A 25,947-nucleotide genomic window follows, 5' to 3' on the forward strand; every position below is an offset into this window, starting at 1 on the left:
CAAAAAAGCTTGCTGCAACAATGCCACACAGGATCATCACCAGCAGAATAATTTCGAAGCGATAGCGACGCACCATATCATCCACTCCAGTAAAGAAACACCCGGCAGAACCGGGTGTTTTTAATCATCATCTCGTGGCCGTGCGCTGAAGGCGACCTTAGTTTTTAGCTGCTGGTTTCACAACTTTTTTGTGGTGAACTTTTTTAGCAGCCTGAGCTTTCTGTGTAGCTGGTTTAGCTACTTTTTTGTGGTGAACTTTTTTAGCAGCCTGGGCTTTCTGAGCGGCTGGCTGAGTGGCTTTTTTGTGATGAACTTTTTTAGCGGCCTGGGCTTTCTGAGCAGCTGGTTTAGTGGCTTTTTTGTGGTGAACTTTTTTAGCGGCCTGGGCTTTCTGTGCAGCAGGTTTAGCTACTTTTTTGTGGTGAACTTTTTTAGCAGCCTGCGCTTTCTGCGCGGCATCTTTTTTCACAGCTTTTTTGTGGTGTTTCTTAGCAGCCTGCGCTTTCTGAGTCGCTTTATGGTGTTTCTTGTGCGCAGTTTTGTGAACGGTTTTAGCCGGTGCTGCAGCGGTAGTAGTGGTTGTTGCGGCTGGCGCAGCAGCTGGAGCAGCTGTGGTGTCAGCAGCGAAAGCAACAGAAGACATACCCATAGCAGCGGCGACAACCAGTGCAAATAATTTTTTCATTGCAAATCCCTCGAAGACTATTTTTTCATGTGTAGCCCACTGCGGGGCCGGTGAAGAGACTATAGGGATATCAATGAACGGTGTCCGTGGGTGTTTGGTATCGGCGTGTAACCGATTGTACAAAGGCGGGAAAGGGCGGTCAGCTGACCGCCCGAGAGCTTAGCTATTCAGGTAACGTTGTTCAAGGTGCTGGCGGAAGAAAGCCGGATTCAGCGCTTCGCCGGTGGCGTTGATCAGCAGCTGGTCGGTGGAGAAACGGCTGCCGTGCTGCCAGATGTTCTGTTGCAGCCAGTCGAATACCGGCTGCAGCTCACCGTGCTGAATCAGCTCGCTGAGCTGAGGAATCGCAAGATGTACTGAGCGGAACAGCTGTGCTGCGTACATCGCGCCCAGCGTATAGGTCGGGAAGTAGCCAAAGGCGCCGTCGGTCCAGTGGATATCCTGCATACAGCCATCGCGGTAGTTACCCCGGGTATCCAGACCCAGCGACTGCATCATTTTCTCATCCCACAGCGCCGGAATATCCTCAACCTCAATCTCGCCTTCAATCAGCGCCTGCTCGATTTCATAACGCAGAATGATATGCGCCGGATAGCTGAGCTCATCGGCGTCAACCCGGATCAGTCCAGGCTTAACCTGCTGGGTCAGGCGCACAAAATTATCCGCCTGCAGGGCAGGCTGGTCGCCAAAGGTGGCGATCACCTGCGGCAGAATGCGCTGCAGGAATTCGCGGCTGCGACCGAGTTGCATCTCCATAAACAGGCTTTGTGATTCGTGGATAGCGGTGGAGCGCGCCAGCGCCACCGGCTGCCCGCGCCACTGCTGCGGCAGATTTTGCTCATAGCGGGCGTGGCCGGTTTCGTGGATCACGCCCATCAGGGCGCTGAGAAACTCATTCTCGTTGTAACGGGTGGTAATGCGCACATCTTCCGGCACGCCACCGCAGAAGGGATGCGCACTGATATCCAGCCGGCCATGGTTAAAGTCGAAACCCAGCGTTTCCATGATGCTCAGGCCGAGCTGACGCTGAGCAGGCAGGGCGAACGGCCCCTGCGGCGTGACAACAGTCTGTTGCGCCTGTTTTTCCACGACCTGCTGTAACAGATCTGGCAGCCAGGTTTTCAGTTCGCCAAAGGTTTCATCCAGCCGGGCGCGGGTCATCCCCGGTTCATAAAGATCCAGCAGCGCATCGTAACGCGAGCAGCCAGTGGCGTCGGCGCGGCGCTGGGCCTCTTCGCGGCTCAGACGCACCACCTCTTTGAGATTGGCGGCGAAGCCCTGCCAGTCGTTGGCGGGACGCTGAGTGCGCCATGCATGTTCACATACCGAGCCGGCGATTGATTTGGCTTCAACAAAATCATCAGGCAGCAGGGTGGCCTGCTGGTAAGCGCGCTGCATCTCGTTAAGATTGGCCCGCTCAACATCGTTGAGTGACTGCTGTTCTGCGGCCCTGAGCCACTCACCAACCTGAGGGGCAGTGAGGATCTGGTGCTGCAACACGCTCATTTCGGCCAGCGCTTCACCACGCGCCTGACTGCCGCCCGGCGGCATGGTGGTTTGCATGTCACATCCGGCGATGGCCGTGACGTGGCTGAAACGGGAAAGGCGCAGGAACGTCTTGGTAAGTTGTTGATACGCTGAGGTCACGTAAGACTCCTTGTGGTTTTTAACGCAGCGGAATTTCCCGCAAGGTTAGATCAACCGGCCAGCAAAAGCGAACGCTGGCGCCGCCCAGCGGACTGGATTCAATAGTCACATTGCCGCTCAGCGCCTGGGCAATAGAGTGCACAATCGCAAGTCCCAGTCCGCAGCCGCCTGTAGCGCGATCGCGGCTGGGGTCCAGCCGGACAAAGGGTTCGAAAACCCGTTCACGCTCTTCAGGCGGAATGCCGGGACCGTCATCTTCCACCTGCAGACACCCTATCGGACCGTCGAACCACAAACTGACGCGCAGCCGCTGTTGCGCATAACGCAGCGCATTGTTTACCAGGTTATCCAGTACCCGCTCCATCAGGCGGGTATCAGAAATGCCGATGTTTTCACGCTGCGGCAGCTCAAGGTCGAGCCGCACGTCGGGATTGATAGTGCGGAAATCGTCAAGCCGCTCGCGCAGCCAGTTGGCCAAATCCAGCGATTTCAGATTGAGATCGACGCGCGGCCGGTCAAGACGCGCATAGGTCAGCAGCTCCTCAATCAGGCTTTCGAGCTGGCCGATATCGCGATTCAGCGCCACCCGTTCGCCATCCGTGAGGTTGTCGCTCATCTCCAGCCGGTAACGCAGGCGCACCAGCGGTGTGCGTAGCTCATGCGCAATACCGTCTATCAGCTGCTTCTTACTGGCAACCAGCGTATTGATGTTCTCAGCCATCTGGTTAAAGGCGATGCCGAGCCGGAACAGGCTGGAGGTGCTGTCGAAATGGGTGCGCACGTCCAGCTCGCCACGGCCAAAGCGCTGAGCCGCTTTTTCCAGTCGCTGCATCTCCTGCCAGTGGGGGCGCAGCCAGATAAACACCGGCAGCGCCAGTGACATCCCTATAAACACCAGCAGGGCAATATCCAGCAGTCGCATCTGATGCAGATAGAAGAGATAGGGAATCGGCCCGACTGACAATACGTAGTGGCTACGCGGAATGTGCTGCAAAAAGGTGTATTGATCGTCGAGCGCCACGATCTCTCCGGCGCGCAACCGACGCATGTTGCCTTCATCAAGCTGATATTTATTCATCGGCTCGATGTGCAGGTCGAACGACAGGCCGAGATCGAGACTCTTGATGGTTTTATTCCAGTCACGCGGCGGGATCTCGCGCAGTTCGCTGCGGATCAGGTAGAGCGAACTGGCCATCAGGTCATTCATTGACTGGCGGCCCGCACGTTCAGCGGTGAACTTGTAGACCAGCCCCACCAGCAGCGCCATCACCAGAAAGCAGACAAACAGCAGCAGATAAAACTGAATAAAAAGCTTTCTCATAGTCCGCGGGTATCCCAGGCCTGGGGCGCAAACAGATAGCCTTTGTTACGAATGGTTTTAATGCGGAACGGCTCGGTGGCGCTGTCGTGCAGCTTTTTGCGCAACCGGGAGATGGCCACGTCGATGCTGCGGTCAAGGCCGTCATAGCTGACCCCGCGCAACGTTTTCAGCAGCGCATCACGGTTAAGCGTCTGGCCTGCATGGCTGGCGAGTACCCACAGCAGATCGAAATCTGCGGTGGAAAGGGCAATCTGCTCGTCAAACAGCGTGACCTGGCGGTTCAGCGCATCGATGGTCAGCGAGCCAAAACGCAGCATACGGTTGGCGGCGGGTGCGCTGGGCGCATCGTCCGGCTGTCCCTGCTGCGACTGACGCAGATGAAGGCGCAGGCGGGCCAGCAGTACCGCCGGCGGCGTGGTTTTCAGAATGTAATCCTGCGCACCCATCTCCAGGGCCAGAATATGGTTCATGTCGCTGTCCAGTGAGGTGAGCAGCACGATCGGCCCCTGCCAGTTGGCCCGCAGGTCACGGCAGATAGTCATGCCATCTTTGCCTGGCAACATGATATCCAGCATCACCAGATCGGGCTGCTGTTCGGCAATGACCGCTTCAGCACGGTCGCCGCGCATCTCGACAATCACCTCAATATCATGACGACCCAGATAGGCCGCAATCAGTGAGCCCACTTCGGGTTCATCTTCTACATAAACAATTTTGTTCATAGTTCACAAAGCAGAGACAGGGATGGACGGAAGCATATCTTTTCCTGGTCCTGAGCTCTACGTTACCGCACGAAATATCCGTGGCTTGCTGGTATATAACCGGCAAAATGTGCAATCATTAGCGCGGCCTTTTTGCGCCAGGTTTGGGATATTGATGATTATCATGAGGAGCGTTAGTGTGTCTGATAAAGAGCTGGCATCAGCCATATACCCCGACCGCATCTGCTTCAATTACAGTGACTTTCTCTCCGCTTCCTGCAAAAAGCGCTGGAGCTTCGTCGATGCTATTTATGGTGTGATGCCGATATTTGGCATGGTGACACGTAAATCGGCACACCGCTTACAGGGCAGTGACGACCCGTTAAAAGAATTAGCATTACAAATCATTTCTACTCAGGTCAGCGACGAAATTAATATCGCGCGCCTGATTACCCTTGCGGAACAACAGCAGATTAGTCGCTTCGATATTCAGCTTCCTTATCCGCTTTCGGCGGAGCAGCTGGACGCGATCCATCATGAATATTCCAGGCCGCTGAATCTGACACAGCAGGATGACCTGCTGTGTGTCTCAATACCTGTGCAGTCACACTGAGAACCTCTCCCATCAGGCTCTGAACCTGGGCAGTGCTCACCATCCTCACGTACTGTCTGTACGCCTGGTTGCTCCGCGCTGGCCGGGTTCGCACTGCCTGCAGCCATTACGCCTGCCGGGCCAGGCGCTAAGTCGTCAGCTGCCACACGGCGGGCAGCGTCGCGGCAATCAGCAATCCCATTGCAATCCGCTCCAGCGAAGTCAGCGCAAACTCTGCGCGGCCACCGCGTCGTGCAAACAGAAACAGCAGCAGGCCCGGTGTATAGAGCACCACAGACATCATCAGGTGCAATGGCCCCGAGGCGTAAAGCAGCCAGATGCCATACAGGCTGGCACCAATACCGGTCGCCATCGCCAGCGGCTTATGCTGTCCGCGGACCACTTTGATCAGATATAACCCCACCAGCAGATAGGGCACCAGAATCATCTCAGAGGCGATGGTCAGCAGGTTGTTGTAGTTCGCACCGGTCAGGGCAATCAGGATCAGGCAGAGCTGAATACTGCCGTTGGTCAGCCACAGTGAGGCGGCTGGCGCGTTATGGCGGTTTTGCCGGGCGATACTGCGTGGAAATGCACCCTGTTGCGCAGCAATCAGGGGCACTTCAGCGGCCATAATCGTCCAGCTCAGATAGGCACCGCACACCGAGATAACCAGACCCACCGCAATCACCGCATCGCCCCAGTTGCCCATCAGTCGGGTCATCAATCCCGCCATGGAAGGGTTACGCATCTCAGCCAGTTCAGCACGTGGAACCACGCCAAGCGACAGCAGTGTCACCAGCAGATAGACCAGCAACGCGGCCAGCACGGCGAATAATGTAGCCCGGCCCACATCCTTTTTCTGGCGCGCGCGTGCAGAGACCACCACCGCCCCCTCGACGCCGATAAAGACCCACAGGGTAATCAGCATGGTCTGTTTGACCTGCTCCCATAGCGGTTGCCCTAGCGTGACGCCGGAAAAATCAAAGCGGAAGCGATCATAGTTGAACGCCATCACCGCCAGCACAATAAACAGCAGCAGCGGCACCAGCTTGCCGAGCGTCGCCATCAGATTAATGCTGGCAGCGGTCTGAACGCCGCGCAGCACCAGCCAGTGAACCAGCCACAACAGCACGGATGCACCCAGCATCGCCTGCCAGGTGTTGCCATCGCCAAAGATAATCCGGTCCGGCGTATCGGTGAAGAAGCTCAGGGCAGAGAAGACAATCACCAGATAGGAGACGTTGGCGATCACGGCGCACAGCCAGTAGCCCCAGGCGGAGCAGAAGCCCATCAGCTCGCCGAAACCGGCACGGGCATAGGTAAAGATGCCGCCATCCAGCTCGGGTTTAAGGCGGGTCAGCAGCAGCATCGCCAGCGACAGAAAGATGATGCCGACGCCGGTAATCAGCCAGCCCAGCAGCAGCGCCGCCGGACCAGCCACTGCAGCCATATTTTGCGGCAGACTGAACACGCCTGCGCCCAGCATAGAGCTGAGCACCAGCGCCGTCAGCGCACCGAGACCTAATTTTTTCTCCAAAACAACCTTCCCGCTAGCATATATGGCTGGGTAAATCGGATTCTGTCGCTGGGTTATGTCACACCAAAGGCAAAATACAGGGACAATATCCGGTAAAACAGGCGAGGGATTTTACGGAGTGTGGCAGGGGATGGCAATGCGTGACTATGCAAAACAGCGCAGGAATTATGCAAACAGCAGGGCGGCAGGCGCCGCCCTGAGAAGGATTACTTAAACAGGTCAGCCGTGACGGTCAGGTTACCGCCACTCTGGTTCTGCCACTGACGGGTAACGTGGTAGAATTTGGCACCTTTGTCCGCCGCACGCTTCGCCACTTCTTCTGAAATCTCAGTTGGCGTACCGAAGTGACCGGTGAAGGTTACGGTATCGAACGGCTGCATCTGCGCAGCAGTAATGGCATTCACTTCCTGCACCGATTTGCCGTTTGGCAGATTGACGGTATAGCGCTTGCCGGTAGAGCTTTGGGTTTCGAAGAAACGGCCCACTTTGTTGCTTGGCGTTTCAGACGAGGCCACGCCCGGAATCTCTACGTTAGCCGCCGCAGCGCCACCGGTAGCCAGAGCGGCTTTACCTGCTTCTGAATCGGCAGGAATCGCATTTGGTGTCTGCACCGCGCGCTCTTTAGCATCCGCTTTATAGACATAGGCGGTGACATACTGATTGCCGCCGCTGTTGGCATCGATCTGGCGAACGATAAAGAAGGAGGCTGCGCCTTTCTGTTTTGCGGCTTTCGAAATTGCGTCGTTTACATCCGGCTGGCTGGCAAAGAAGCCGCTGACCGAAACGGTATCGAACGGTTCGAGTTTATACGCTTCTGCTTTTGGCAGTTCGTTTACGCCGTTGAAGCGACGGTAAGTCGTTGACTCTGTGGCTGCCGGGGCATCGGCTTTATAGAGGTCAGCCGTAACGCGCCAGTTACCGCTGTTACCGTTGCTGTCGTTGATCGCCTGGATGTAATAAGAGGCAGCGCCCATCTGATCTGCACGCTTAGATACCGCATCAGCAGCGTCGCCAATTGCGTTGAAACGGCCGGTGATATTAATACGTTCGAATGGCTTCAACGCGGCCGCTTTTTCTGGCGTAAGTTCCTGCGCAGCGAATGCGTTGGCTGCCAGCAGGGACAACAGAGTGGTCGCCAGAATAGTGTTCTTCAGCTTCATAAAAATAATCCTTCGCCTTACGCAAAAATGAGTACGAAAACGTGCTGGACTCTTGATGTATAACAGAATAGCCGCTGATTATTGCATGTTATAAACAGACTGTCGCAGCGATTTTTTGTGTCAGATCGCGTTATTCAACCATGATTTTTTCATTTGTTTGTCATCAAACGCAGTTATGGCCAGTTTTAGTGACAGTTACCACTAAAAGCGGTAACTGTTAGCGCTAAAATAGTTAATGCATTGTTAAATAAAGATTTTTGTTGTTGGTTAATTCGTCCGGGTACAATTATCTCTGGCAGATTATCTGCCTGTGAGACTATTTTGCAGTGGGATAACGCAGGTTTCTTAACCGAACACTGCATAATTGGGTGAATGTCATCACTCTGCGTAGTCGCTGTAGATCGCTCGTCACATTTTCAGTAGCTTATAAACACTTTGAAATACCTGCGTTTCGTCCAAAAGCGGCTGAAATCGCGTTTCAGTCGCGCTCTCGTGGTGCAGGTTCAGGCCATCATCCTTTAACCGATGAAAGGAAACACTATGTTAATTGGAATACCCAAGGAAAGGTTGCCAAACGAGTCGCGCGTGGCCGCCACGCCTAAGACCGTGGAACAACTCATCAAGCTGGGTTTCAGCGTCACCCTTGAGCATGACGCCGGTAAACGCGCCAGCTTCGATGATGAAAGCTATATCGCAGCCGGTGCCACACTCAGCGACAGAGAGCAGGTCTGGCAGTCCGATATCGTGCTGAAGGTGAATGCGCCGGATGACGAAGAGATTGCGCTGACGCGTGCGGGCAGCACGCTGGTCAGTTTTATCTGGCCCGCACAGAATCCCGAGCTGCTGTCAAAGCTGGCCGCACGTCAGGTCACGGTAATGGCAATGGATTCAGTGCCGCGTATCTCACGGGCGCAGTCACTGGATGCCCTGAGTTCTATGGCGAACATTGCCGGTTATCGCGCCATTGTCGAAGCCGCCCATGAATTTGGCCGCTTCTTTACCGGTCAGATCACCGCAGCCGGTAAAGTGCCACCGGCAAAAGTGATGGTGATTGGGGCCGGTGTTGCCGGGCTGGCCGCGATTGGCGCAGCGGGCAGCCTGGGTGCGATTGTCCGGGCGTTTGATACCCGTCCCGAAGTCAAAGAGCAGGTGCAGAGTATGGGCGCCGAATTCCTTGAGCTCGACTTTGAAGAGGAAGCGGGTAGCGGCGACGGCTATGCCAAAGTCATGTCCGAGGCTTTCATCAAAGCTGAGATGGCGCTGTTTGCCAGTCAGGCCAGAGACGTGGACATCATTGTCACCACGGCGCTGATCCCAGGCAAACCGGCTCCGAAACTGATCACCGAAGAGATGGTCGCCAGCATGAAGCCGGGCAGCGTCATTGTTGATCTGGCGGCGCAGACCGGCGGCAACTGCGCGCTGACCGTCGCTGACCAGGTTACCGTCACGCCGAATGGCGTGAAAATCATCGGTTACACCGATCTGCCCAGCCGTCTGGCGACACAATCCTCCCAGCTCTACGGCACCAATCTGGTCAATCTGATCAAGCTGCTGTGTAAAGAGAAGAATGGCGAAATCCAGGTCGATTTCGAAGATGTGGTGGTGCGTGGCGTCACCGTGGTACGCGATGGCGAAGTGACCTGGCCAGCCCCGCCGATTCAGGTCTCCGCCGCGCCACAGGCTGCCGCTGCCGCCGCCAAGCCGTCAGAAAAGATTGAGGCGAAGCCCGTTTCACCGTGGCGTAAATATCTGCTGATCGCCCTGGCTATTGTGCTGTTTGGCTGCCTGGCAAACGTGGCACCAGCCGACTTCCTCTCCCATTTTACCGTGTTCGCGCTCGCCTGCGTGGTGGGGTATTACGTGGTCTGGAACGTCAGTCATGCGCTGCATACACCGCTGATGTCCGTAACCAATGCTATTTCCGGCATCATCGTTATCGGTGCGGTCTTGCAGATGGGCCACGGTGGCTGGGTCACCTTTATCTCCTTTATTGCCGTGCTGATTGCCAGCATCAATATTTTTGGTGGCTTCACCGTCACCCAGCGCATGCTGAAAATGTTTCGTAAGGGGTAACACATGTCTGGCGGATTAGTCACTGCAGCCTATATTGTGGCTGCGATTCTGTTCATCTGTAGCCTTGCTGGTCTTTCGCGTCATGAGACCTCAAAGCGGGGTAATATTTTCGGTATCAGCGGTATGGCGATTGCGCTGATCGCCACCATATTTGGCCCGGACAGCGGTAATGTGGTCTGGATCCTGCTGGCGATGGTCATCGGCGGCGCTATCGGCATTCGTCTGGCGAAGAAAGTCGAAATGACGGAAATGCCAGAGCTGGTGGCGATTCTGCACAGCTTTGTTGGCCTGGCCGCAGTGCTGGTGGGCATCAACAGCTATATCGACCATGCGCCTGGCCTGCCAGCGGTGATGGAGAATATCCATCTCAGCGAAGTGTTTATCGGTATCTTTATCGGTGCCGTCACCTTCACCGGCTCGCTGGTGGCGTTTGGCAAACTGTGCGGCAAAATCTCTTCACGGCCGTTAGCGTTACCGCATCGTCACAAGCTGAATCTGCTGGCGCTGGTGGTTTCGTTCCTGCTGCTGTTGTGGTTTGTTAACACCAGCAGCACGGCTGTGCAGGTGTTTGCACTCTTGCTGATGACGGTCATTGCGCTGGCGTTTGGCTGGCATCTCGTCGCGTCGATTGGCGGCGCGGATATGCCGGTCGTGGTCTCGATGCTTAACTCCTATTCAGGCTGGGCCGCCGCCGCTGCTGGTTTCATGTTGAGCAACGATCTACTGATTGTGACCGGTGCGCTGGTGGGGTCATCGGGTGCGATCCTCTCCTACATCATGTGCAAAGCGATGAACCGTTCGTTTATCAGCGTGATCGCGGGCGGCTTTGGTACTGAAGCCAGCAGTGGCGATGAAAGTCAGGAAGCGGGCGAGCATCGTGAGATTACGGCTGAAGAGACCGCTGAAATGCTCAAGGCTTCCAGCTCGGTGATTATCACCCCAGGCTACGGCATGGCGGTAGCGCAGGCGCAGTATCCGGTCGCGGAAATGACTGCCCGACTGCGTGCGCTTGGCATCAAAGTGCGCTTCGGTATCCATCCGGTGGCGGGGCGTCTGCCGGGTCACATGAACGTGCTGCTGGCAGAGGCGAAAGTGCCTTATGACGTGGTGCTGGAGATGGATGAGATCAACGACGATTTCAGTGACACCGACACGGTGCTGGTCATTGGTGCTAACGACACGGTCAACCCGGCGGCGCAGGATGATCCCCGCAGTCCGATTGCGGGCATGCCGGTGCTGGAAGTGTGGAAGGCGCACAACGTGATAGTGTTCAAACGCTCAATGAACACTGGCTATGCCGGGGTGCAGAATCCGCTGTTCTTCAAAGAGAATAGCCAGATGCTGTTTGGCGATGCCAAAGCCAGCGTGGAAGCGATTCTTAAAGCGCTGTAATAAAAAAGGGCGGCTAATCAGCCGCCCTCTCTGTTTCTGAGGAGGATTAATCTTCCTCATCCTCTTCATCATCCAGGTCAATCGGCGATTTGAAATCGTCCGGCTTAAGCGCCAGCAGATCGCAACGCAGATGATCAATCACCTGTTCCGCCGTATTACCGAGGAATGCCGCCGACAGGCCGGTGCGTCCAATCGTTCCCAGCACCACCACACCGGCTCCCAGATGTGCCGCCAGATCGGGGATGACCTCTTCCGGCAGGCCCTTAGCCACATGGGTGAACTCTTCACCAATCGAGAACTTCTGCCGTAGCGCTTTCATTGCCACCAGATGCTGACCACGGATCGCGTCGTTGTAGACGCTGGGATCAAAATCGGGCAGTTCGATAGCAATATTGATAGGGGTAATCGGGTAGGCGCCGACCAGATGCACTTCGGTCTGATTCACCTTTTCCGCCAGTATCACCGTTTCACGAATCAGCTTCTGATTCAGGCCATCGTGATGCGGCTCTTCGCTGGCAAGATTGACCGCGACAATCGCTTTACCGCCTTCCGGCCACGGCTGATCTTTGACCATCCACACCGGACACGGGCATTTACGCAGCAGGTGCCAGTCGGTTGGAGTGAAAATCACTGACTCAAGGCGATCGTGCTGATGCGCCATCTTCAGCACCAGGTCATGCTGATGGGCGAGCACTTCCTGAATAATGGCTTCGTAGGGACGGTTGTGCCAGATCACTTTGATGTCAATTTCGACACCGGCATCAAGGTAAGCGCGGGCCTGCTCGCGGATCCATTCGGTACGCTGGCTGATCACGCCCTGGCGCATCGACGCGCGCTCATCCGGTGAAAGCAGGGTGGTCATCTCATATGAGAAGTCATAGATAGGCAGGAAGGCTTTAATTCTTCCGCCAAGACGTTGATTCAGATAGACCGCACGTCGCAGCGCGGGCTGATCGTCTTGCTGGGCATCAATGGCGACCAGAACATTTTGGTACTGGGACATGAGGCGTTCTCCTTAAACCAGAGCGACTGGAATAAAGATAGCCTATGTTGCACAGCGGAAGAAGTGAAAAAGTTACTGCCGGATCAACAAAATAAGATTTATTGATCCGGCTGAGGATCAGGCGGCCTGGTGGCTCTGACCGGCGAGCTCTTCCAGCAGGGCATGGTTTTCAATCGTGATGTACTTGCCTTTCACCGCCAGCATACCGGACTTCTGAAAACGCCCCAGCAGGCGGCTGATGGTTTCAACCGTCAGGCCCAGGTAATTACCGATATCGCCACGCGTCATGGTGAGGCGGAATTCGCGCTGTGAAAAGCCGCGCTGGCCAAAACGACGGGAAAGGTTCCAGATAAACGCCGCCAGGCGCTCTTCAGCATTTTTCTTCGACAGCAGCAGGATCATGTCCTGATCGCCTTTGATTTCACCGCTCATCAGACGCATCATCTGCTGACGCAGGGCCGGCATTTTGCCGGACAAATCATCAAGCGTTTCAAAAGGGATCTCACACACCATTGCCGTTTCCAGCGCCTGCGCAAAGCTGGGATGGCTGGAGCCCATAATCGCGTCAAAGCCGACTAAATCGCCCGCCAGATGGAAACCGGTGATCTGCTCATCACCCTGTTCAGTGATGGTGTAGCTTTTAATGGTGCCGGAGCGAATCGCATACAGAGACTTGAGTTCATCGCCTGCTTTGAAAAGCGTTTGCCCTTTCTGAATGGGTTTTTTACGCTCAATGATATTGTCGAGCTGATCCAGCTCATGTTCATTTAGCGTAAAGGGGATGCAGAGCTGACTGATGCTGCAATCCTGGCAGTGAATGGCACAACCGCCCGACTGAATACGACGAATGCTGCGTTTTTCAGGGATCATAATGGTTTGCTCGACGATTATTGACTGGGGTCAATTTTAACATTTTTTGTGCTGAAGGGAACTCATCCGAGCAGTTTTACACTTACAAATATTATGGACTAAGCACACAACGACAAACGCTGATGTGACGGGCTTCTCAGAATCCCGACAGTGCCGACTGTCAAGAAAACTTTCCGCTTATGTGATCTGTCACACGCTTCTGCACTGGCAGTGACTTTCGAAAAAGTGGGGTGGGCCGGTGATTCCAGCTTTTGCTACGCTAACGGGTAAAGCGTGATTTGCACATTCCATCAATTTTAACCAGGTGTGAGAAAACCATGAACCTTGATGATAATGATCTCTTTCGGGATGCCATGGGCGATGTCACGCCGTTAAAAGACACCACCACAACCTTGTGGCTCAAAGCACCCTCAACGAAGGCGCCACGAAAACCGCCAGGTGAATCTGAGCTGGAGAATTTCCTGACCCGGGGCGATCTGGAGATCGTTCCACTCAATACCCCGCTGGAATATAAAGCCGACGGCATTCAGCAGGGGATTCTGGATAAACTGCGCAGAGGAGAGTATCAGCTGGATGCCAGCCTCAATCTGTTGCGGCAACCGGTCGAAACCTGTCGTCAGGCGCTCTTTAACTTTATGATGCAGGCGCACAAACAGGGATTGCGCAATCTGCTGATCATCCACGGTAAAGGTCGTGATGATGAATCTCATGCCAACATTGTGCGCAGCTATCTGGCGCGCTGGCTAAAGCAGTTTGATGACGTACAGACCTTTTGCGTGGCCCAGACCCGGCATGGCGGGGCCGGGGCGCTTTATGTCGGATTGCGCAAAACCGATAAAGCCCGGCTTGAAAACCGCGAGCGGCATGCGAAACGCAGCCGCTAACTGTGAAACTTACGGATGGTGGACATCAGCACTTCAGCACTCAGGCTCAGTTCTGCGCCGGTGCGGGTAATGATGCCCACCGGTTCGCCCGGCCCGGAAGAGGCGATCGGCAGCGCACAAACAGCGTTGTGGCTCAGATCCTCTTTAATCGCCCCGGAAGGGACGAACCAGATGTAGTCGTAGCGAAGAGCCAGCTGGCGTGCCAGTGAAGTCGAAGAGGTCTCAATGCAGTGAGGCGGAAGGGTGCAGCCCTGTTCATCCAGCATCTGCTGTGCAATCCGGCGCGGAGCCGTGCCCTCGGGCGATATCACCACCGGCCACTGCATCGCACGCGAAAGCGTGACGTTGTCACTTAAAAGCGGGTGTTCCGGCCTGACCACCAGCTTGAGCGATTCCAGAAACAGCAATTCATAGGTCAGCCCGGTCATCATGGCGCTGTCCGCCATCCGGCCAATGCCGATATCGAATTCACCGCCGCGCAAGCCTGCCAGCAACACATTATTGTGAAGTGTCGCCACCTGAATGGTGGTGTTGGGCTGCAATTGATGAAAACGATCCAGGATGCGTGGCAGCATCCCCATCGCAGCAGTGGTCAATGCCCCCAGCCGGATAATCACCGGCGCATCGCCCGGCTGCTCATTAAAACTCTGTCCGGCATGGTTTAGTGCGTCGAGCACCCGCACCGCATGGGTCAGAAACTGCTCTCCCATGGTGGTCAGCTGCGCGCCCAGCCGGCCACGTTCAAACAGACGAACGCCAGTCAGCTCCTCCAGCTCATTCAGGGTCTTGGAGAGGGCAGGCTGGCTGAGGCTAAGCGTCTCTGCCGCCCGGCCCAGTGTGCCTTGCTGCGCAACCGCAACAAAGGTATGTAGATGGCGCAAGCGAATGCGCTGATTGAAAAGGATATTTTTTTCCATATCCTAAACTTAATGAGAATGACCGGCTTCAGGCAACTGTTAAAAATCAATTGTGTTAACTTTGCTGCAAATTTATTTTAACAAACGATTCGAAATGACCGCGTTACCCTTTAACTCTCTGATTAAAAAGCGCTCAGCCGGGTATGCCGCTGAAATACGCCATCCTCTGACTACGGTATATCAATAACTTAACAGCTTAAAGTTGAATAATTCTCAATATCATATAAAAATCTGACCGCTTAAGGTTAACGATCGGCTATCATTAGCGCCGTTTTTTTTACTTAAACTGATGTCAGATTTCGTTACTCCAGAGGAGTGTTCATTGACCAGCGTCGAGGCGGTAGATGTCCGCCAGCTTATCAACCAGCAGGGGCTGAGCCACTGGCAAAAGCGGCTCATTGCGCTCTGTTTTATCGTGGTGGCACTCGATGGCATGGACATTGCGATCATGGGATTTATTGCGCCGACACTGAAAGCCGCGTGGGGGGTGAGCAATCATCAGCTCGGGGTCGTCATCAGCGCAGCGTTAATCGGGCTGGCGCTGGGTGCCATGGTGGCAGGGCCGCTGGCTGACCGCTATGGCCGTCGCATGATGATTATCCTCAGCGTCTTCTTTTTCGGTCTCTGGACGCTGGCAACGGCGCTGTCACAGAACATTGAGCAGATGATGCTGTTCCGTTTCCTGACGGGGCTGGGACTGGGTGCGGCGATGCCCAACGTCGGCACGCTGGTGGCGGAATATGCACCTGAGCGGCGGCGGGCTTTTATCATCACGGTGGTGTTCTGCGGCTTTACCTTTGGTGCCGCCAGCGGGGGATTTGCTGCCTCCTGGCTGTTACCGCGCTATGACTGGCACTCCGTGCTGCTGCTGGGCGGTATTCTGCCGCTGCTGGTGTTGCCATTACTGATCCGCGGCCTGCCGGAGTCGGTGCGATTTCTTATCAGCCGTGGCGCACCGGCTGCCCGCATTCACGCCATCCTCGACCGGATGATGCCGGGCAAAACCGCGCCAGATTGTGCGTTTCACGCGCCTGAGGCCACCATGCCGGTGAGCGGCGCGATAGGCACCGTACTTTCACGCCGCTATCTGTTTGGCAGCACCATGCTGTGGGGCGGCTACTTTATGGGGCTGTTCATGGTTTACCTGATTGGCAGCTGGCTGCCGTCGCTGGTCAACACCCTGGGCATGTCAGTGACCGAAGCGGCGATTATCACCGCGATGTATCAGGCGGGCGGGACGCTGGGCTCCCTGTTTGCGGGCTGGATGATGGATCGCTTCAACGCTAATCTGGCGCTGGCGGCGATCTACGGCTGCGGCGGTCTGTTTATTGTGGCACTGGGCTTTTCACCCGCGGAAGTGGGCATGATGAGTGCCATCGCCTTTTGCAGTGGCTTCTGTTTCAACGGGGCCAATACTGGTATGAATGCCTTATCCGCCAGCTATTATCCTACCCACGCCCGCGCTACCGGTTCCAGCTGGATGCATGGAGTGGGCCGCATCGGCGCGATTTTAAGCGCCTTCGTTGGCGCAGAGATGATGTCTCTTGGATGGTCTTTCAGCGTTATCTTTCTGCTGCTGGCAATACCGGCTGTGATCACCACCCTGATGCTGCTGTTAAAAAACCGCTACGGCTTTAAGCCGATCACAGATTCGTGATTTTTTCCGCTGAGGCCAGCCTGTTGCATTACATTAGCAGCAACGCTAACGGTGTCAGGTGGATAAGATGGACAACTTTCTCAGTGCGGATCTCATCCGCACCCGTTTCTCTCAAGCGATGTCAGCTATGTATCAGCAGGAAGTGCCGCAATATGGCACGCTGATGCAGCTGGTGGCGACCGTCAACGACCGCGCGCTGGAAGCGGATATCGCGCTGAAAGATCGTCTCACCGCAGCCGATGAGATCGACCGACTCAACCTGGAACGTCACGGTGCGATCCGTGTGGGCACGGCAGACGAATTAGCCACACTGCGGCAGCTGTTTGCGGTGATGGGAATGCACCCGGTTGGCTATTACGATCTCTCTCAGGCTGGTGTGCCGGTGCACTCCACGGCGTTCCGGCCGGTCACCGATGCGGCGCTGCGGCGCAATCCCTTTCGGGTCTTTACCTCGCTGTTACGCCCTGAACTGATCGACGACCGCGCGCTGCGTGAAAAGGCGGCGGAGATTCTTGCCGCGCGCGACATTTTCACCCCCCGTTGCCGGGCGCTTCTGGAACTGCATCAGCAGCAGGGCGGATTAACCGACGAGCAGGCCACTGAGTTTGTTACCGAAGCACTGGAAACCTTCCGCTGGCATGCCCATAGCAGCGTGGACAGTCAGACCTATCAGGCGCTGAACCAGCAGCATCGGCTGATCGCTGACGTGGTCTGCTTTCCCGGCTGCCACATCAACCATCTCACGCCGCGCACGCTGGATATTGACCGCGTACAGCAACTGATGCCGTCGCGCGGTATCGATCCGAAAACCCTGATCGAGGGACCGCCGCGTCGTCAGGTGCCGATCCTGTTACGTCAGACCAGCTTTAAAGCGCTGGAAGAGCCGATCATCTTTAAGGATGGGCATCAGGGAACCCATACTGCACGCTTCGGTGAAATTGAGCAGCGCGGCGTGGCGCTGACGCCTCAGGGCCGTGCGCTCTACGATCGGCTACTCAGCGAGGCGGGCAGCGGTCAGGATAATCAGCAGCATCAGCAACATCTGGCGGCGATTTTCCGTGACTTCCCCGACGACGAAACCACGCTGCGCCAGCAGGAGCTGGCCTGGTTCCATTATCGCCTGAGTGAAAAGGGCATCGCGACGCCGCCGGCTCAGGGTGAATCGCTGGAGACCCTCATCGAAGAAGGTCGTGTGCTGGCAGACCCTATCATCTACGAAGATTTTCTGCCCGTCAGCGCGGCGGGCATTTTCCAGTCCAACCTCGGCGATCGGGCGCAGGTTCGTTCGGCGGGACAGGCGAGCCGCCAGGCATTTGAAGCCGCGCTGGGCGCTGTCGTGCTGGATGAGATGGCGCTATACGAAGAGCGCCAGCAGCGCTCGCTGGCCCAGTGTGGCTTACGGCCAGACTGACGCCTCTGCAGGCAACAGGCGCGTTGCCCGCAACGCTTTCTCCGCACTCGCCCTGCTAAGGCCAGTGGACCTGAAGTGGGGCAACGCGGGTAATATGCTGACAGGACTGGGGAAAAACAACGCTTTACCGCTCAGCGCAGGTTTACCCGCGTGAGTATCTTAATCTATTAGCAGACTGACTGATTAACAGCCGCACAACCGCACGTGATAACAGAGCAACGACTCGCCACTCCGGCGCTGGCAGCGTCATTGACCAATTGCGAAAAGATAAACAACGTTGAATCATAACCCTAACTGACTCTCTGAACCTGTTGATGAGCATGTTCACGCCTGCCCCTCACGCTTCGGCATATTCTGCAAATCCCTTCCGTACCTGGACAATGCTGGCGGGCCTGCAAATAATGGAGGGACGTTTGAACAGGGAAACAGGAATGAAAAACGAAACAGGTCTGAGGATCATGACTGCTGAGGGGGAGTTGCGTGGATGCATGGACGATGACCTTTTCGTATTCAAAGGCATACCTTATGCGGCGGCACCGCTTGGCGCACTGCGCTGGCGTCCGCCTCAGCCGGTTACGCCCTGGCAGCAGGTGCGCGACGCCACCGCGTTTGGGGCTTCCGGCTGGCAAAATCGCACTTACTGCCAGGCCGTGGGCGGTGGCGATCCGGGTGAGTTCAGCGAAGACTGCCTCTACCTTAATGTCTGGACGCCCGATGTCGCGCCCGTGAAACCCCTGCCGGTGATGGTATGGCTGCACGGTGGTGGCTACACCATTGGTGCTGGCGGGCTGGCACCTTACAACGGCAAGCCGATGGCTTCACGCGGCGCGGTGGTGGTGACGCTCAACTACCGGCTCGGCCATCTCGGTTTCTTCTCTCATCCGGCCCTGGATGCTGAATACCCTGTTGCCAGCACGGTTAACAATTTTGGCCTGCTGGATCAGATTGCCGCACTGCAGTGGGTGCAGCGCAACATTCCTGCCTTTGGCGGCGACCGCCGCAATGTGACACTTTTCGGTGAATCCTCAGGCGCACGCAGCGTGCTGTCACTCTGCTGTTCGCCACTGGCCGAAGGGCTGTTTCATAAAGGGATTGTGCAGAGCGCCTACAGCCTGCCTGATACGCCGCTGAAAAAAGCGCGTCAGCAGGGTATGGCGGTGGCCCGCCATTTCGGTCTGCCGCCCGATGCCAGCGCTGATGACCTGCGCGCACTGCCTGCCGATGCCTTCTGGTCGCTGGAAGGGCCGCTGGCGATCCCGCCGGTGCCGATTGCGGGTGACGCTGTCCTGCCTGAGCCGATGCTGAAAACCTTTATGGCTGCAAAACAGCACCGTCTGCCGCTGATGGCGGGCAGCAACAGCGATGAAGCCAGCGTGCTGGAATATTTTGGCGTGGATGCCACCGCAGTGTTGCATCAGCTACGCGATAAAAATCGTCTCACTTACCGGACGCTGAAATGGATGTATGACATTCATGACGATCAGCGGCTGGGACGTGCCGTGGCGCGCGATATGGCATTCAGTCTGGTGCCGTGGCTGGTGATGCGGGCGCAGCACAATGCCGGAATGCCAGGCTGGCGCTACTGGTTTGATTATGTCTCTGAACATGCCCGTGACCTCTATCCGCACGGCACCTGGCACGGCAACGAAGTGCCTTATGTGCTGAACACGCTGAGTCAGATGCCGGATCCCAACGAAGAACGACCCTTCAGTGAGGCCGATCGGGCATTTGCGGCACGGGTCAGCGAGTACTGGTTTACCTTTGCCCGTGATGCTACGGAATATAAGCATCAGCTGGAGGGGGAAGTCGTGTGGCCAGCCTGGCACCCGGGCTCTGACGTGACGATGTCACTTGGTGATAATCGGAAGAGCGGGCTGGTTCTGAAGCGGAACTTTATGCGCGCCCGTATGCGGCTTTTCCGGCTATTAATGAGCCGTATGGTCAGGCTTTAAGGAGTGGCTCATGGTTAGCCTGCTAACCATCAAATTGCGCGAATGGAATTAATCTGCTTTTTAAAGGTTAACCTGCTGAATAAAAAGGCTATAAAGTGAAATTTGCCTTAGGGACGCTGTAAAATATTAGGTAACAAAACAGTTACATCTTCACAATCGCATGCCGATAAACCTCCTATGCCCGACGCTTGCGGGTCAACGTGTATAGGATTTTGGTATGGGAATGCTCAAAAATTTTACCATTCGCGCAGTGATGCTCTCTATTCTGGGACTGTTTTGTTTACTGTGGAGCGGCGTCGGGCTGTATAGCATTCACTCTCTTGGCGCGCTCAGCGAAGGGAATGATGTGGACCGTCATCTGGTTGAGCAAATGACGGTGCTGAGCAAAGGCAACGATCAATATTTTCGTGTTATCACGCGCTTATCCCGCGTGATGGAAAGCAAAGCCGCAGGTCAGACCCTGAACGATGAGGCTTATGCTCCGGTGCAGCAGGCGCTGGACAGCATGACCCAGCAACTGGCGCACTTTAAACAACTGGCACCCGGCCCGATGAACCCGGATGTGGTGGATGGGGTGATTCAGAGCTGGCAAAAGCTGCTGGATGCGGGCGTCACGCCACAGTTGCAGCTGGCCCGTCAGGCCTCGCCTGATGCTTATCGTCAGCAGGCAAATAACGTCACGCCGCCACTCAGTCGTGCCTTTGGCATCAGCGCAGAGAAATTCAGCCAGGGCGCAGCTGAAAAGCTGGATGCAACCCGGGTTGAAGTGGATCACCTCACCGCGATGACCAAAACGATTATTACCATCACGGTAATTATCGGCCTGTTTATTCTGCTGTTTACCGACCGCTATCTGGTGGCGATGCTGGTCCGTCCGCTGGAAAGTATCCGTACCCACTTCGCGGTCATTGCCACGGGCGACCTGAGTCAGCCGGTATCCGATTTCGGACGCAACTGCGTCGGTAAACTGGTGCCGCTGCTGAGCGCCATGCAGGATAGCCTGCGTGAAGCGGTCAGCGCCATTCGCAGCGGCACTGAGAATATCTCGCGCGGTGCCGCAGAGATTTCTGCCGGTAACAACGACCTCTCTTCACGTACCGAAGAGCAGGCCGCTGCGCTTGAACAGACTGCGGCCAGCATGGAGCAGTTGACGGCCACGGTAAAATTCAACGCCGATAATGCCCGCCAGGCCAGCCTGCTGGCAGAAACCGCCACCACCACGGCACAACGTGGCGGTCAGCTGGTCAGTGAAGTCGTCAGCACTATGGATGGCATCTCAGGCAGCTCGAAGAAAATCGCTGAAATCACTAACGTGATCAACGGTATCGCTTTCCAGACCAATATTCTGGCGCTGAACGCCGCCGTCGAAGCGGCACGTGCTGGCGAACAGGGGCGGGGTTTTGCGGTCGTTGCCTCTGAAGTGCGTAACCTTGCACAGCGCAGCGCCAACGCCGCGAAAGAGATTGCGACGCTGATTGAAGATTCGGTTCAGCGTGTAGGTAAAGGCGCCGAGCTGGTCAGCACCACCGGCGGCACCATGAACAATATTCTGAAATCAGTGCAGGATGTTGATGCGATCATGAAACAGATTGCTTCCGCCTCAGAAGAGCAGAGCAAAGGCATCTCTCAGGTGGGTGCTGCGGTAACCGAAATGGATAGCGTGACCCAGCAGAACGCCTCACTGGTTGAAGAGGTTTCTGCCGCGGCGAGCGCACTGGCATTGCAGACGGAAGCGCTGCAGGCTTCTGTGTCGAAGTTCCGTCTCTCCAGCAACCGCCAGACCGCACCGGTCATCACGAATAAACCTGCCGCGCCGAAAGCAACCGTGCTGAATGCGCCTCAGGCTAAACCGGCGGATAACGGCGACTGGGTCACCTTCTGATCCCTGCACAGCCACGCCACCAGCTCCGCCAGGAACGGTGGCGCATCCTGCGCGGGCCGTTTCAGTAAACTGTAAACCGCACCGGTTTTTGCCTCGCCAGCGAACGGCTTAATCAGCCTGCCGCTGGCTATATCACTCTCCACCAGATTGCTGTCGGCCATCGCCACACCAAACCCCTGAATCGCTGCACTGATCGCTAAGTCCATGGTGGCAAAATGCTGGTTCCGCTTCATGTTCAGTGTCACCTGCTGCGCCTGCAGCCAGCACTGCCAGTCACGCGTATCTGCCGTCGGATGCAAAAAGGTCATTGTGGCCAGTGCCGCCGGGGAGTCCGGGCGGGGTTGATCGGCTGCCATCACTGGCGTCAGCGACTCACTGAACAGGCAAATTCCGTCAGGGTGCGGCTTACCATAGACAATCGCCACATCGAAGTTCTCCAGCTGCGCGGCATGATCCAGCGTGGTGGTCAGGGCCACATGCAGTTCAGGACGATGATGCTCCAGCGCCATCAGCCGGGGCACCAGCCAGCGCATCGCACAGGTTGGCGCTTTCAGGCGAATGCTGACCTGACTACGGCGGACCTTCTCGCTGGCCTGAACCATCAGCTCAAAACCCTGCTGTAAGTCGGGCAGCAGCGCCGCGCCCTGAGGGGTCAGGCGCAGACCGCGCGCGTGGCGGTCAAACAGCGTCACGCCCAGCCACTGCTCCAGGGCGGCAATCTTACGACTGACGGCGCCCTGCGTCAGGCAAAGTTCGCGGGCAGCGTGGGTCAGATTGAGATGTCGGGCGGTCACCAGAAAGGCGTGAATGGCATTAAGCGGCAGCGATAAGCGTGACACGGTGAACCTCAGCTATGCATTTTTGTCATGGCTATTATGACGACATTTCGCTTGCCGACTCAAGTCGCAGCCCGTTGAATAGCTATTTACCGCATCTGAGCGGTTAAGCCCCTGACGGAGAGAGTATGTCCCTGAAAACGCCTGTCGCTATCCACTCAAAATTGCCGGACGTCGGCACCACTATTTTCAGCGTGATTGGCCAGCTTTCGGCGCAGCATCAGGCGATTAACCTGTCGCAGGGCGCGCCCAATTTCCCCTGTGATCCGGCGCTGGTCGACTCAGTCAGCCGCGCGATGCAGGAAGGACATAATCAGTATGCCGCCATGATGGGCTTGCCCGCCTTACGCGACGCGCTTGCCAGCAAAGTGCAGGCGCTCTATGGACAACAATATGATGCCGCCAGTGAAGTGCTGATCACCGGCAGCGCCAGCCAGGGGCTCTATATGGCGATCACCGCGCTGGTTCATCAGGGCGATGAGGTGATCTTCTTTGAACCGGCGTTTGACAGCTACGCGCCGGTGGTGCGGTTGCAGGGCGGTAAACCGATTGGCCTGAAGTTGCAGGTGCCGTCATTTGCTATCGACTGGGATCAGTTGCGGGCAGCAATCACGCCGCGCACCCGGATGATCATTATTAATACGCCGCACAACCCCAGCGCGCAGGTGCTGACCCCCGACGACCTGAATCATCTGGCAGCCTTAATCCGCAACACCGATATCGTGGTGCTCTCCGATGAGGTTTACGAGCATATTCTGTTTGATGGCCGCCCGCATTGTGGGATGGCGACGCATCCGGAGCTGGCAGCCCGCAGCGTCATTGTCTCTTCGTTTGGCAAAACCTTCCACGTCACCGGCTGGCGGGTAGGCTACTGTCTGGCACCGGCAGAGCTGATGACTGAGCTGGTGAAAGTGCATCAGTTTATGATGTACGCCGCCGATACGCCGATGCAGGTCGGTTTCGCACACTATCTGCAGACGCCAGAGAACTATCTGTCGCTCAGCGCCTTTTATCAGCAGAAGCGGGATCGGCTGATTGCCCTGATGCAGAACTCCCCGTTCCGGCTGCTGCCGAGTGCGGGTTCGTTCTTTATGCTCGCCAGCTATGGACATTTCAGTGACGAACCGGACAGTGAAATGGTAAAACGTCTTATCGTCGATCACGGTGTGGCGACCATACCGCTGTCGGCGTTTTATATGGATGGCACAGATAACAAACTGATTCGGCTCTCTTTTGCTAAAGACGAGGCGACACTTGAGGCTGGCGCGGCTGCGCTATGTGCTTTTTCTCACTGATTCACGCCACCGCGTGAGGCAGCTCGGGGAACAGGTAACCAGGACTTTTCGGGGTAAATAACATAATGAAAAAACTGAACGCGCTTTTTCTCGCTCTGGGCATGATGACATCGGTACAGGCACTGGCACAGGATTTACGCTACGGCGTGGAGTCACAATATCCGCCTTTTGAAAGCCGCAATGCTAAAGGGGAACTGGAAGGCTTTGATATCGAGCTGGGCAATGCCATCTGTAAGGCGGGTAACTTCAGCTGCCACTGGGTTGAGAGCAGTTTTGATGCGCTGATCCCGGCACTGCAGGCGAAAAAGTTCGACGCCATTAACTCGGCGATGAACATCACCGAAGCGCGCGCCAGAAGCATTGCGTTTACGCAGCCGATCTACCGTATTCCGACCATGTTAGTGGCGAAGACCGGTGAAAATCTGGCACCGACTGCCGAAGGTCTGAAGGGCAAGAACATCGGTGTATTACAGGGATCCATCCAGGAAACCTATGCGAAGAAGCACTGGGAGCCGCAGGGTGTGACCGTGACCTCGTATCAGGATCAAAACCAGGTTTACAACGACATGGTCGCGGGCCGTCTGGATGGCACACTGGTGATGTCCGCTGCCGGTCAGTCTGGCTTCCTCGATAAACCGCAGGGCAAAGGCTTTGGGTTTGTTGGCAAGCCAGTCGAAGATGACGCGATTCTTGGTTCAGGCATCGGCTACGGCCTGCGCAAAGATGACGCGCAGCTGAAGCAGTCCTTGGATGCGGCGATTGCTAAAGTGAAGGGCGATGGCACCATCAAAAAGCTGGCTGAAAAATATTTCCCAGGCATTGATGTCAGCGCGAAGCCATAATCGCAATCGGGCGCGTTCTGCGCCCGATTCCTCCGCTTATTCCGCCGCCAGATAACAGAGTTTTTCCGCCACCTGATAGGACTTCACAAACGACGTTACCGGCAGAAATTCGAAGCGTGAATGGAAGTTGTGCGCGCCGGTAAAGAAGTTCGGCGTCAGCAGACCTTTGGCTGACAGCGCGGCACCGTCTGTACCGCCACGCATCGGAATCACCTTCGGCTCAATCTCCAGCGCGGCAAAGGCACTGAAGATCAGGTCAATCGCGCGACGATCCTCACCCAGGGCATTGCTGATATTGCTGTAGGTATCGCTGATACCCACGCTCACCTTGCCGGTGGGGTAACGCGCTGCCAGATCCTCTGCTGCCTGCTGCAACTGCTGCTTACGTGCCGCAAAGCTGGTCAGATCAAAATCACGGATTGAGGCCTTAAGCGTCGCCTTGCTGGCGTTGGCCTGAATCTCATTGAACCAGATATAGCCTTCACGGCCTTCGGTGTGCTCCGGGGTCTGCTGCCGATCAAACAGGCTGATGTAGTCATGGGCCATCAGCAGCGGATTGACCAGCACCCCTTTGCCCGACATCGGATGGGCGGGTACGCCGGTAAACACAATTTCTGCAGCGGCAGCATTGAAGTTTTCATAGACCACTTCGCCCAGTTCGCAGCAGTCGATGGTCCAGGCGAAATCAACATTAAAGCGCGTTTCCAGATCCAGCGCTTTCGCGCCGCGCAGCCCAATCTCTTCGTCCGGCACAAAGGCCACCACGATGTCGCCGTGGTCGCCGTTAAGGTTCTGCATCAGCGTCATCACCACGGTGACCGCCGCTTTGTTGTCCGCGCCCAGCACGCTGGTGCCGTCGCTGAAGATCACCTGCTGACCGACGTAGGGCGCGATCTCCGGATGTTCATCGCGGCGCAGCCAGATATCCTGCTCTGCATTCAGACAGAGATCTTCGCCCTGCCAGGTGAGGATCTGCGGGTGGATATCGGGCGACAAACCGACATCAACGGTATCGATATGCGTAATAAACCCGATGCGCGGCGCGTCAGGCCGGTTGCCGCGTTTCACCGCCGTCACCGTGGCATGTTCATCAATCACCACCTCATCCAGCCCTGACGCGCGCAGCTCATCCGCCAGCAGTTCCGCCATGGCGTGCTGGCTCGGCGTGCTGGGCAGGGTGGTGGATTTGGCATCGCTCTGACTGCTGATGGCGAGGTAACGGAAAAAACGTTCTGTGAGCTGCGACTCAAGTTTGTCTGTCATCACTATTCCTTATTAGTCAGCCAC

Annotated in this window: 21 protein-coding genes; 10 read left to right on the top strand and 11 right to left on the bottom strand. The window is 56.2% G+C overall.

Going from position 1 to position 25,947, the window contains the following annotated elements:
- Positions 1 to 157: 157 nt before the first annotated feature.
- From asr to rstA, 4 genes are all read right to left on the bottom strand, one after another.
- Positions 158 to 685 carry an acid resistance repetitive basic protein Asr gene (gene asr / locus OK409_RS04675; RefSeq protein WP_182504710.1) on the bottom strand — a complete coding sequence of 176 codons (528 nt, stop codon included), beginning with the start codon at positions 683 to 685 and terminating at the stop codon, positions 158 to 160.
- 159 nt (positions 686 to 844) lie between these two features.
- Positions 845 to 2,332, bottom strand: coding sequence for a carboxypeptidase M32 (locus OK409_RS04680; RefSeq protein ID WP_264366809.1), 1,488 nt, complete (start codon positions 2,330 to 2,332; stop codon positions 845 to 847).
- Between the two features lie 19 nt (positions 2,333 to 2,351).
- Positions 2,352 to 3,653, bottom strand: coding sequence for a two-component system sensor histidine kinase RstB (rstB, locus tag OK409_RS04685; protein WP_187513648.1), 1,302 nt, complete (start codon positions 3,651 to 3,653; stop codon positions 2,352 to 2,354).
- Complete coding sequence (gene rstA, locus OK409_RS04690) at positions 3,650 to 4,375, bottom strand: two-component system response regulator RstA (RefSeq protein WP_010244666.1); 726 nt, start codon at positions 4,373 to 4,375, stop codon at positions 3,650 to 3,652. Before rstA ends, rstB begins: the two co-directional genes overlap by 4 nt.
- 178 nt (positions 4,376 to 4,553) lie before the next feature.
- Between rstA and OK409_RS04695 the strand changes: the two genes are divergently transcribed.
- Positions 4,554 to 4,967: a hypothetical protein gene (locus tag OK409_RS04695; protein WP_010244668.1), complete on the top strand. Its 414-nt coding sequence runs from the start codon at positions 4,554 to 4,556 to the stop codon at positions 4,965 to 4,967.
- A 127-nt stretch (positions 4,968 to 5,094) separates the two neighbouring features.
- Here OK409_RS04695 and OK409_RS04700 read toward each other — a convergent pair whose 3' ends face one another.
- Positions 5,095 to 6,486 (bottom strand): basic amino acid/polyamine antiporter, encoded by a 1,392-nt coding sequence (locus OK409_RS04700; RefSeq protein ID WP_064704291.1) that lies wholly within the window; start codon positions 6,484 to 6,486, stop codon positions 5,095 to 5,097.
- A 206-nt stretch (positions 6,487 to 6,692) separates the two neighbouring features.
- On the bottom strand, positions 6,693 to 7,646 hold the full coding sequence (gene ydgH / locus OK409_RS04705) for a DUF1471 family protein YdgH (RefSeq protein ID WP_010244673.1): 954 nt from the start codon (positions 7,644 to 7,646) through the stop codon (positions 6,693 to 6,695).
- A gap of 540 nt (positions 7,647 to 8,186) precedes the next feature.
- Between ydgH and pntA the strand changes: the two genes are divergently transcribed.
- Together pntA and pntB are read left to right on the top strand one after the other, a co-directional pair.
- Positions 8,187 to 9,719, top strand: coding sequence for a Re/Si-specific NAD(P)(+) transhydrogenase subunit alpha (gene pntA, locus OK409_RS04710; protein ID WP_010670207.1), 1,533 nt, complete (start codon positions 8,187 to 8,189; stop codon positions 9,717 to 9,719).
- Positions 9,720 to 9,722: 3 nt separating this feature from the next.
- Positions 9,723 to 11,111, top strand: a complete 1,389-nt coding sequence (gene pntB, locus OK409_RS04715; RefSeq protein WP_010670206.1) for a Re/Si-specific NAD(P)(+) transhydrogenase subunit beta — start codon at positions 9,723 to 9,725, stop codon at positions 11,109 to 11,111.
- A 46-nt stretch (positions 11,112 to 11,157) separates the two neighbouring features.
- On the opposite strand, the gene uspE is transcribed toward pntB, so the two are convergent.
- Together uspE and OK409_RS04725 are read right to left on the bottom strand one after the other, a co-directional pair.
- Entirely contained in the window at positions 11,158 to 12,114 is a 957-nt protein-coding gene (gene uspE, locus OK409_RS04720; RefSeq protein ID WP_010244683.1) for a universal stress protein UspE, read from the bottom strand.
- Between the two features lie 117 nt (positions 12,115 to 12,231).
- The gene (locus OK409_RS04725; protein WP_010244686.1) at positions 12,232 to 12,984 is read right to left on the bottom strand and encodes an FNR family transcription factor; all 753 of its coding nucleotides are present in this window, start codon (positions 12,982 to 12,984) and stop codon (positions 12,232 to 12,234) included.
- A gap of 317 nt (positions 12,985 to 13,301) precedes the next feature.
- Here OK409_RS04725 and smrA point away from each other — a divergent pair, with 317 nt between their 5' ends.
- Positions 13,302 to 13,868 (top strand): DNA endonuclease SmrA, encoded by a 567-nt coding sequence (smrA, locus tag OK409_RS04730; protein WP_010244689.1) that lies wholly within the window; start codon positions 13,302 to 13,304, stop codon positions 13,866 to 13,868.
- On the opposite strand, the gene OK409_RS04735 is transcribed toward smrA, so the two are convergent.
- Positions 13,865 to 14,785 (bottom strand): LysR substrate-binding domain-containing protein, encoded by a 921-nt coding sequence (locus tag OK409_RS04735; RefSeq protein WP_010670205.1) that lies wholly within the window; start codon positions 14,783 to 14,785, stop codon positions 13,865 to 13,867. The genes smrA and OK409_RS04735 overlap by 4 nt on opposite strands.
- A gap of 322 nt (positions 14,786 to 15,107) precedes the next feature.
- Here OK409_RS04735 and OK409_RS04740 point away from each other — a divergent pair, with 322 nt between their 5' ends.
- The 4 genes from OK409_RS04740 to OK409_RS04755 all read left to right on the top strand — a co-directional run bounded on the left by OK409_RS04740 (position 15,108) and on the right by OK409_RS04755 (position 21,687).
- Positions 15,108 to 16,442, top strand: a complete 1,335-nt coding sequence (locus OK409_RS04740; protein ID WP_045140321.1) for an MFS transporter — start codon at positions 15,108 to 15,110, stop codon at positions 16,440 to 16,442.
- Positions 16,443 to 16,509: 67 nt separating this feature from the next.
- A complete protein-coding gene (locus tag OK409_RS04745) occupies positions 16,510 to 17,853 on the top strand; it encodes a VOC family protein (protein WP_187510776.1) in 1,344 nt (447 codons plus the stop codon).
- 431 nt (positions 17,854 to 18,284) lie between these two features.
- Positions 18,285 to 19,805, top strand: coding sequence for a carboxylesterase/lipase family protein (locus OK409_RS04750; protein ID WP_033771830.1), 1,521 nt, complete (start codon positions 18,285 to 18,287; stop codon positions 19,803 to 19,805).
- Positions 19,806 to 20,022: 217 nt separating this feature from the next.
- A complete protein-coding gene (locus OK409_RS04755) occupies positions 20,023 to 21,687 on the top strand; it encodes a methyl-accepting chemotaxis protein (RefSeq protein WP_264366810.1) in 1,665 nt (554 codons plus the stop codon).
- Here OK409_RS04755 and OK409_RS04760 read toward each other — a convergent pair.
- A complete protein-coding gene (locus OK409_RS04760) occupies positions 21,645 to 22,526 on the bottom strand; it encodes a LysR substrate-binding domain-containing protein (RefSeq protein WP_010244709.1) in 882 nt (293 codons plus the stop codon). The genes OK409_RS04755 and OK409_RS04760 overlap by 43 nt on opposite strands.
- 125 nt (positions 22,527 to 22,651) lie before the next feature.
- Between OK409_RS04760 and OK409_RS04765 the strand changes: the two genes are divergently transcribed.
- Positions 22,652 to 23,818 carry a methionine aminotransferase gene (locus OK409_RS04765; protein ID WP_089414162.1) on the top strand — a complete coding sequence of 389 codons (1,167 nt, stop codon included), beginning with the start codon at positions 22,652 to 22,654 and terminating at the stop codon, positions 23,816 to 23,818.
- 65 nt (positions 23,819 to 23,883) lie between these two features.
- Entirely contained in the window at positions 23,884 to 24,660 is a 777-nt protein-coding gene (locus OK409_RS04770; RefSeq protein ID WP_264366811.1) for an ABC transporter substrate-binding protein, read from the top strand.
- Between the two features lie 36 nt (positions 24,661 to 24,696).
- Here OK409_RS04770 and pepT read toward each other — a convergent pair whose 3' ends face one another.
- Positions 24,697 to 25,923, bottom strand: a complete 1,227-nt coding sequence (gene pepT / locus OK409_RS04775; protein WP_033787793.1) for a peptidase T — start codon at positions 25,921 to 25,923, stop codon at positions 24,697 to 24,699.
- Positions 25,924 to 25,947 lie beyond the last annotated feature (24 nt).

The sequence above is a fragment of the Pantoea sp. RG18 genome, assembly GCF_025910075.1.
Lineage (GTDB): Bacteria > Pseudomonadota > Gammaproteobacteria > Enterobacterales > Enterobacteriaceae > Pantoea > Pantoea agglomerans.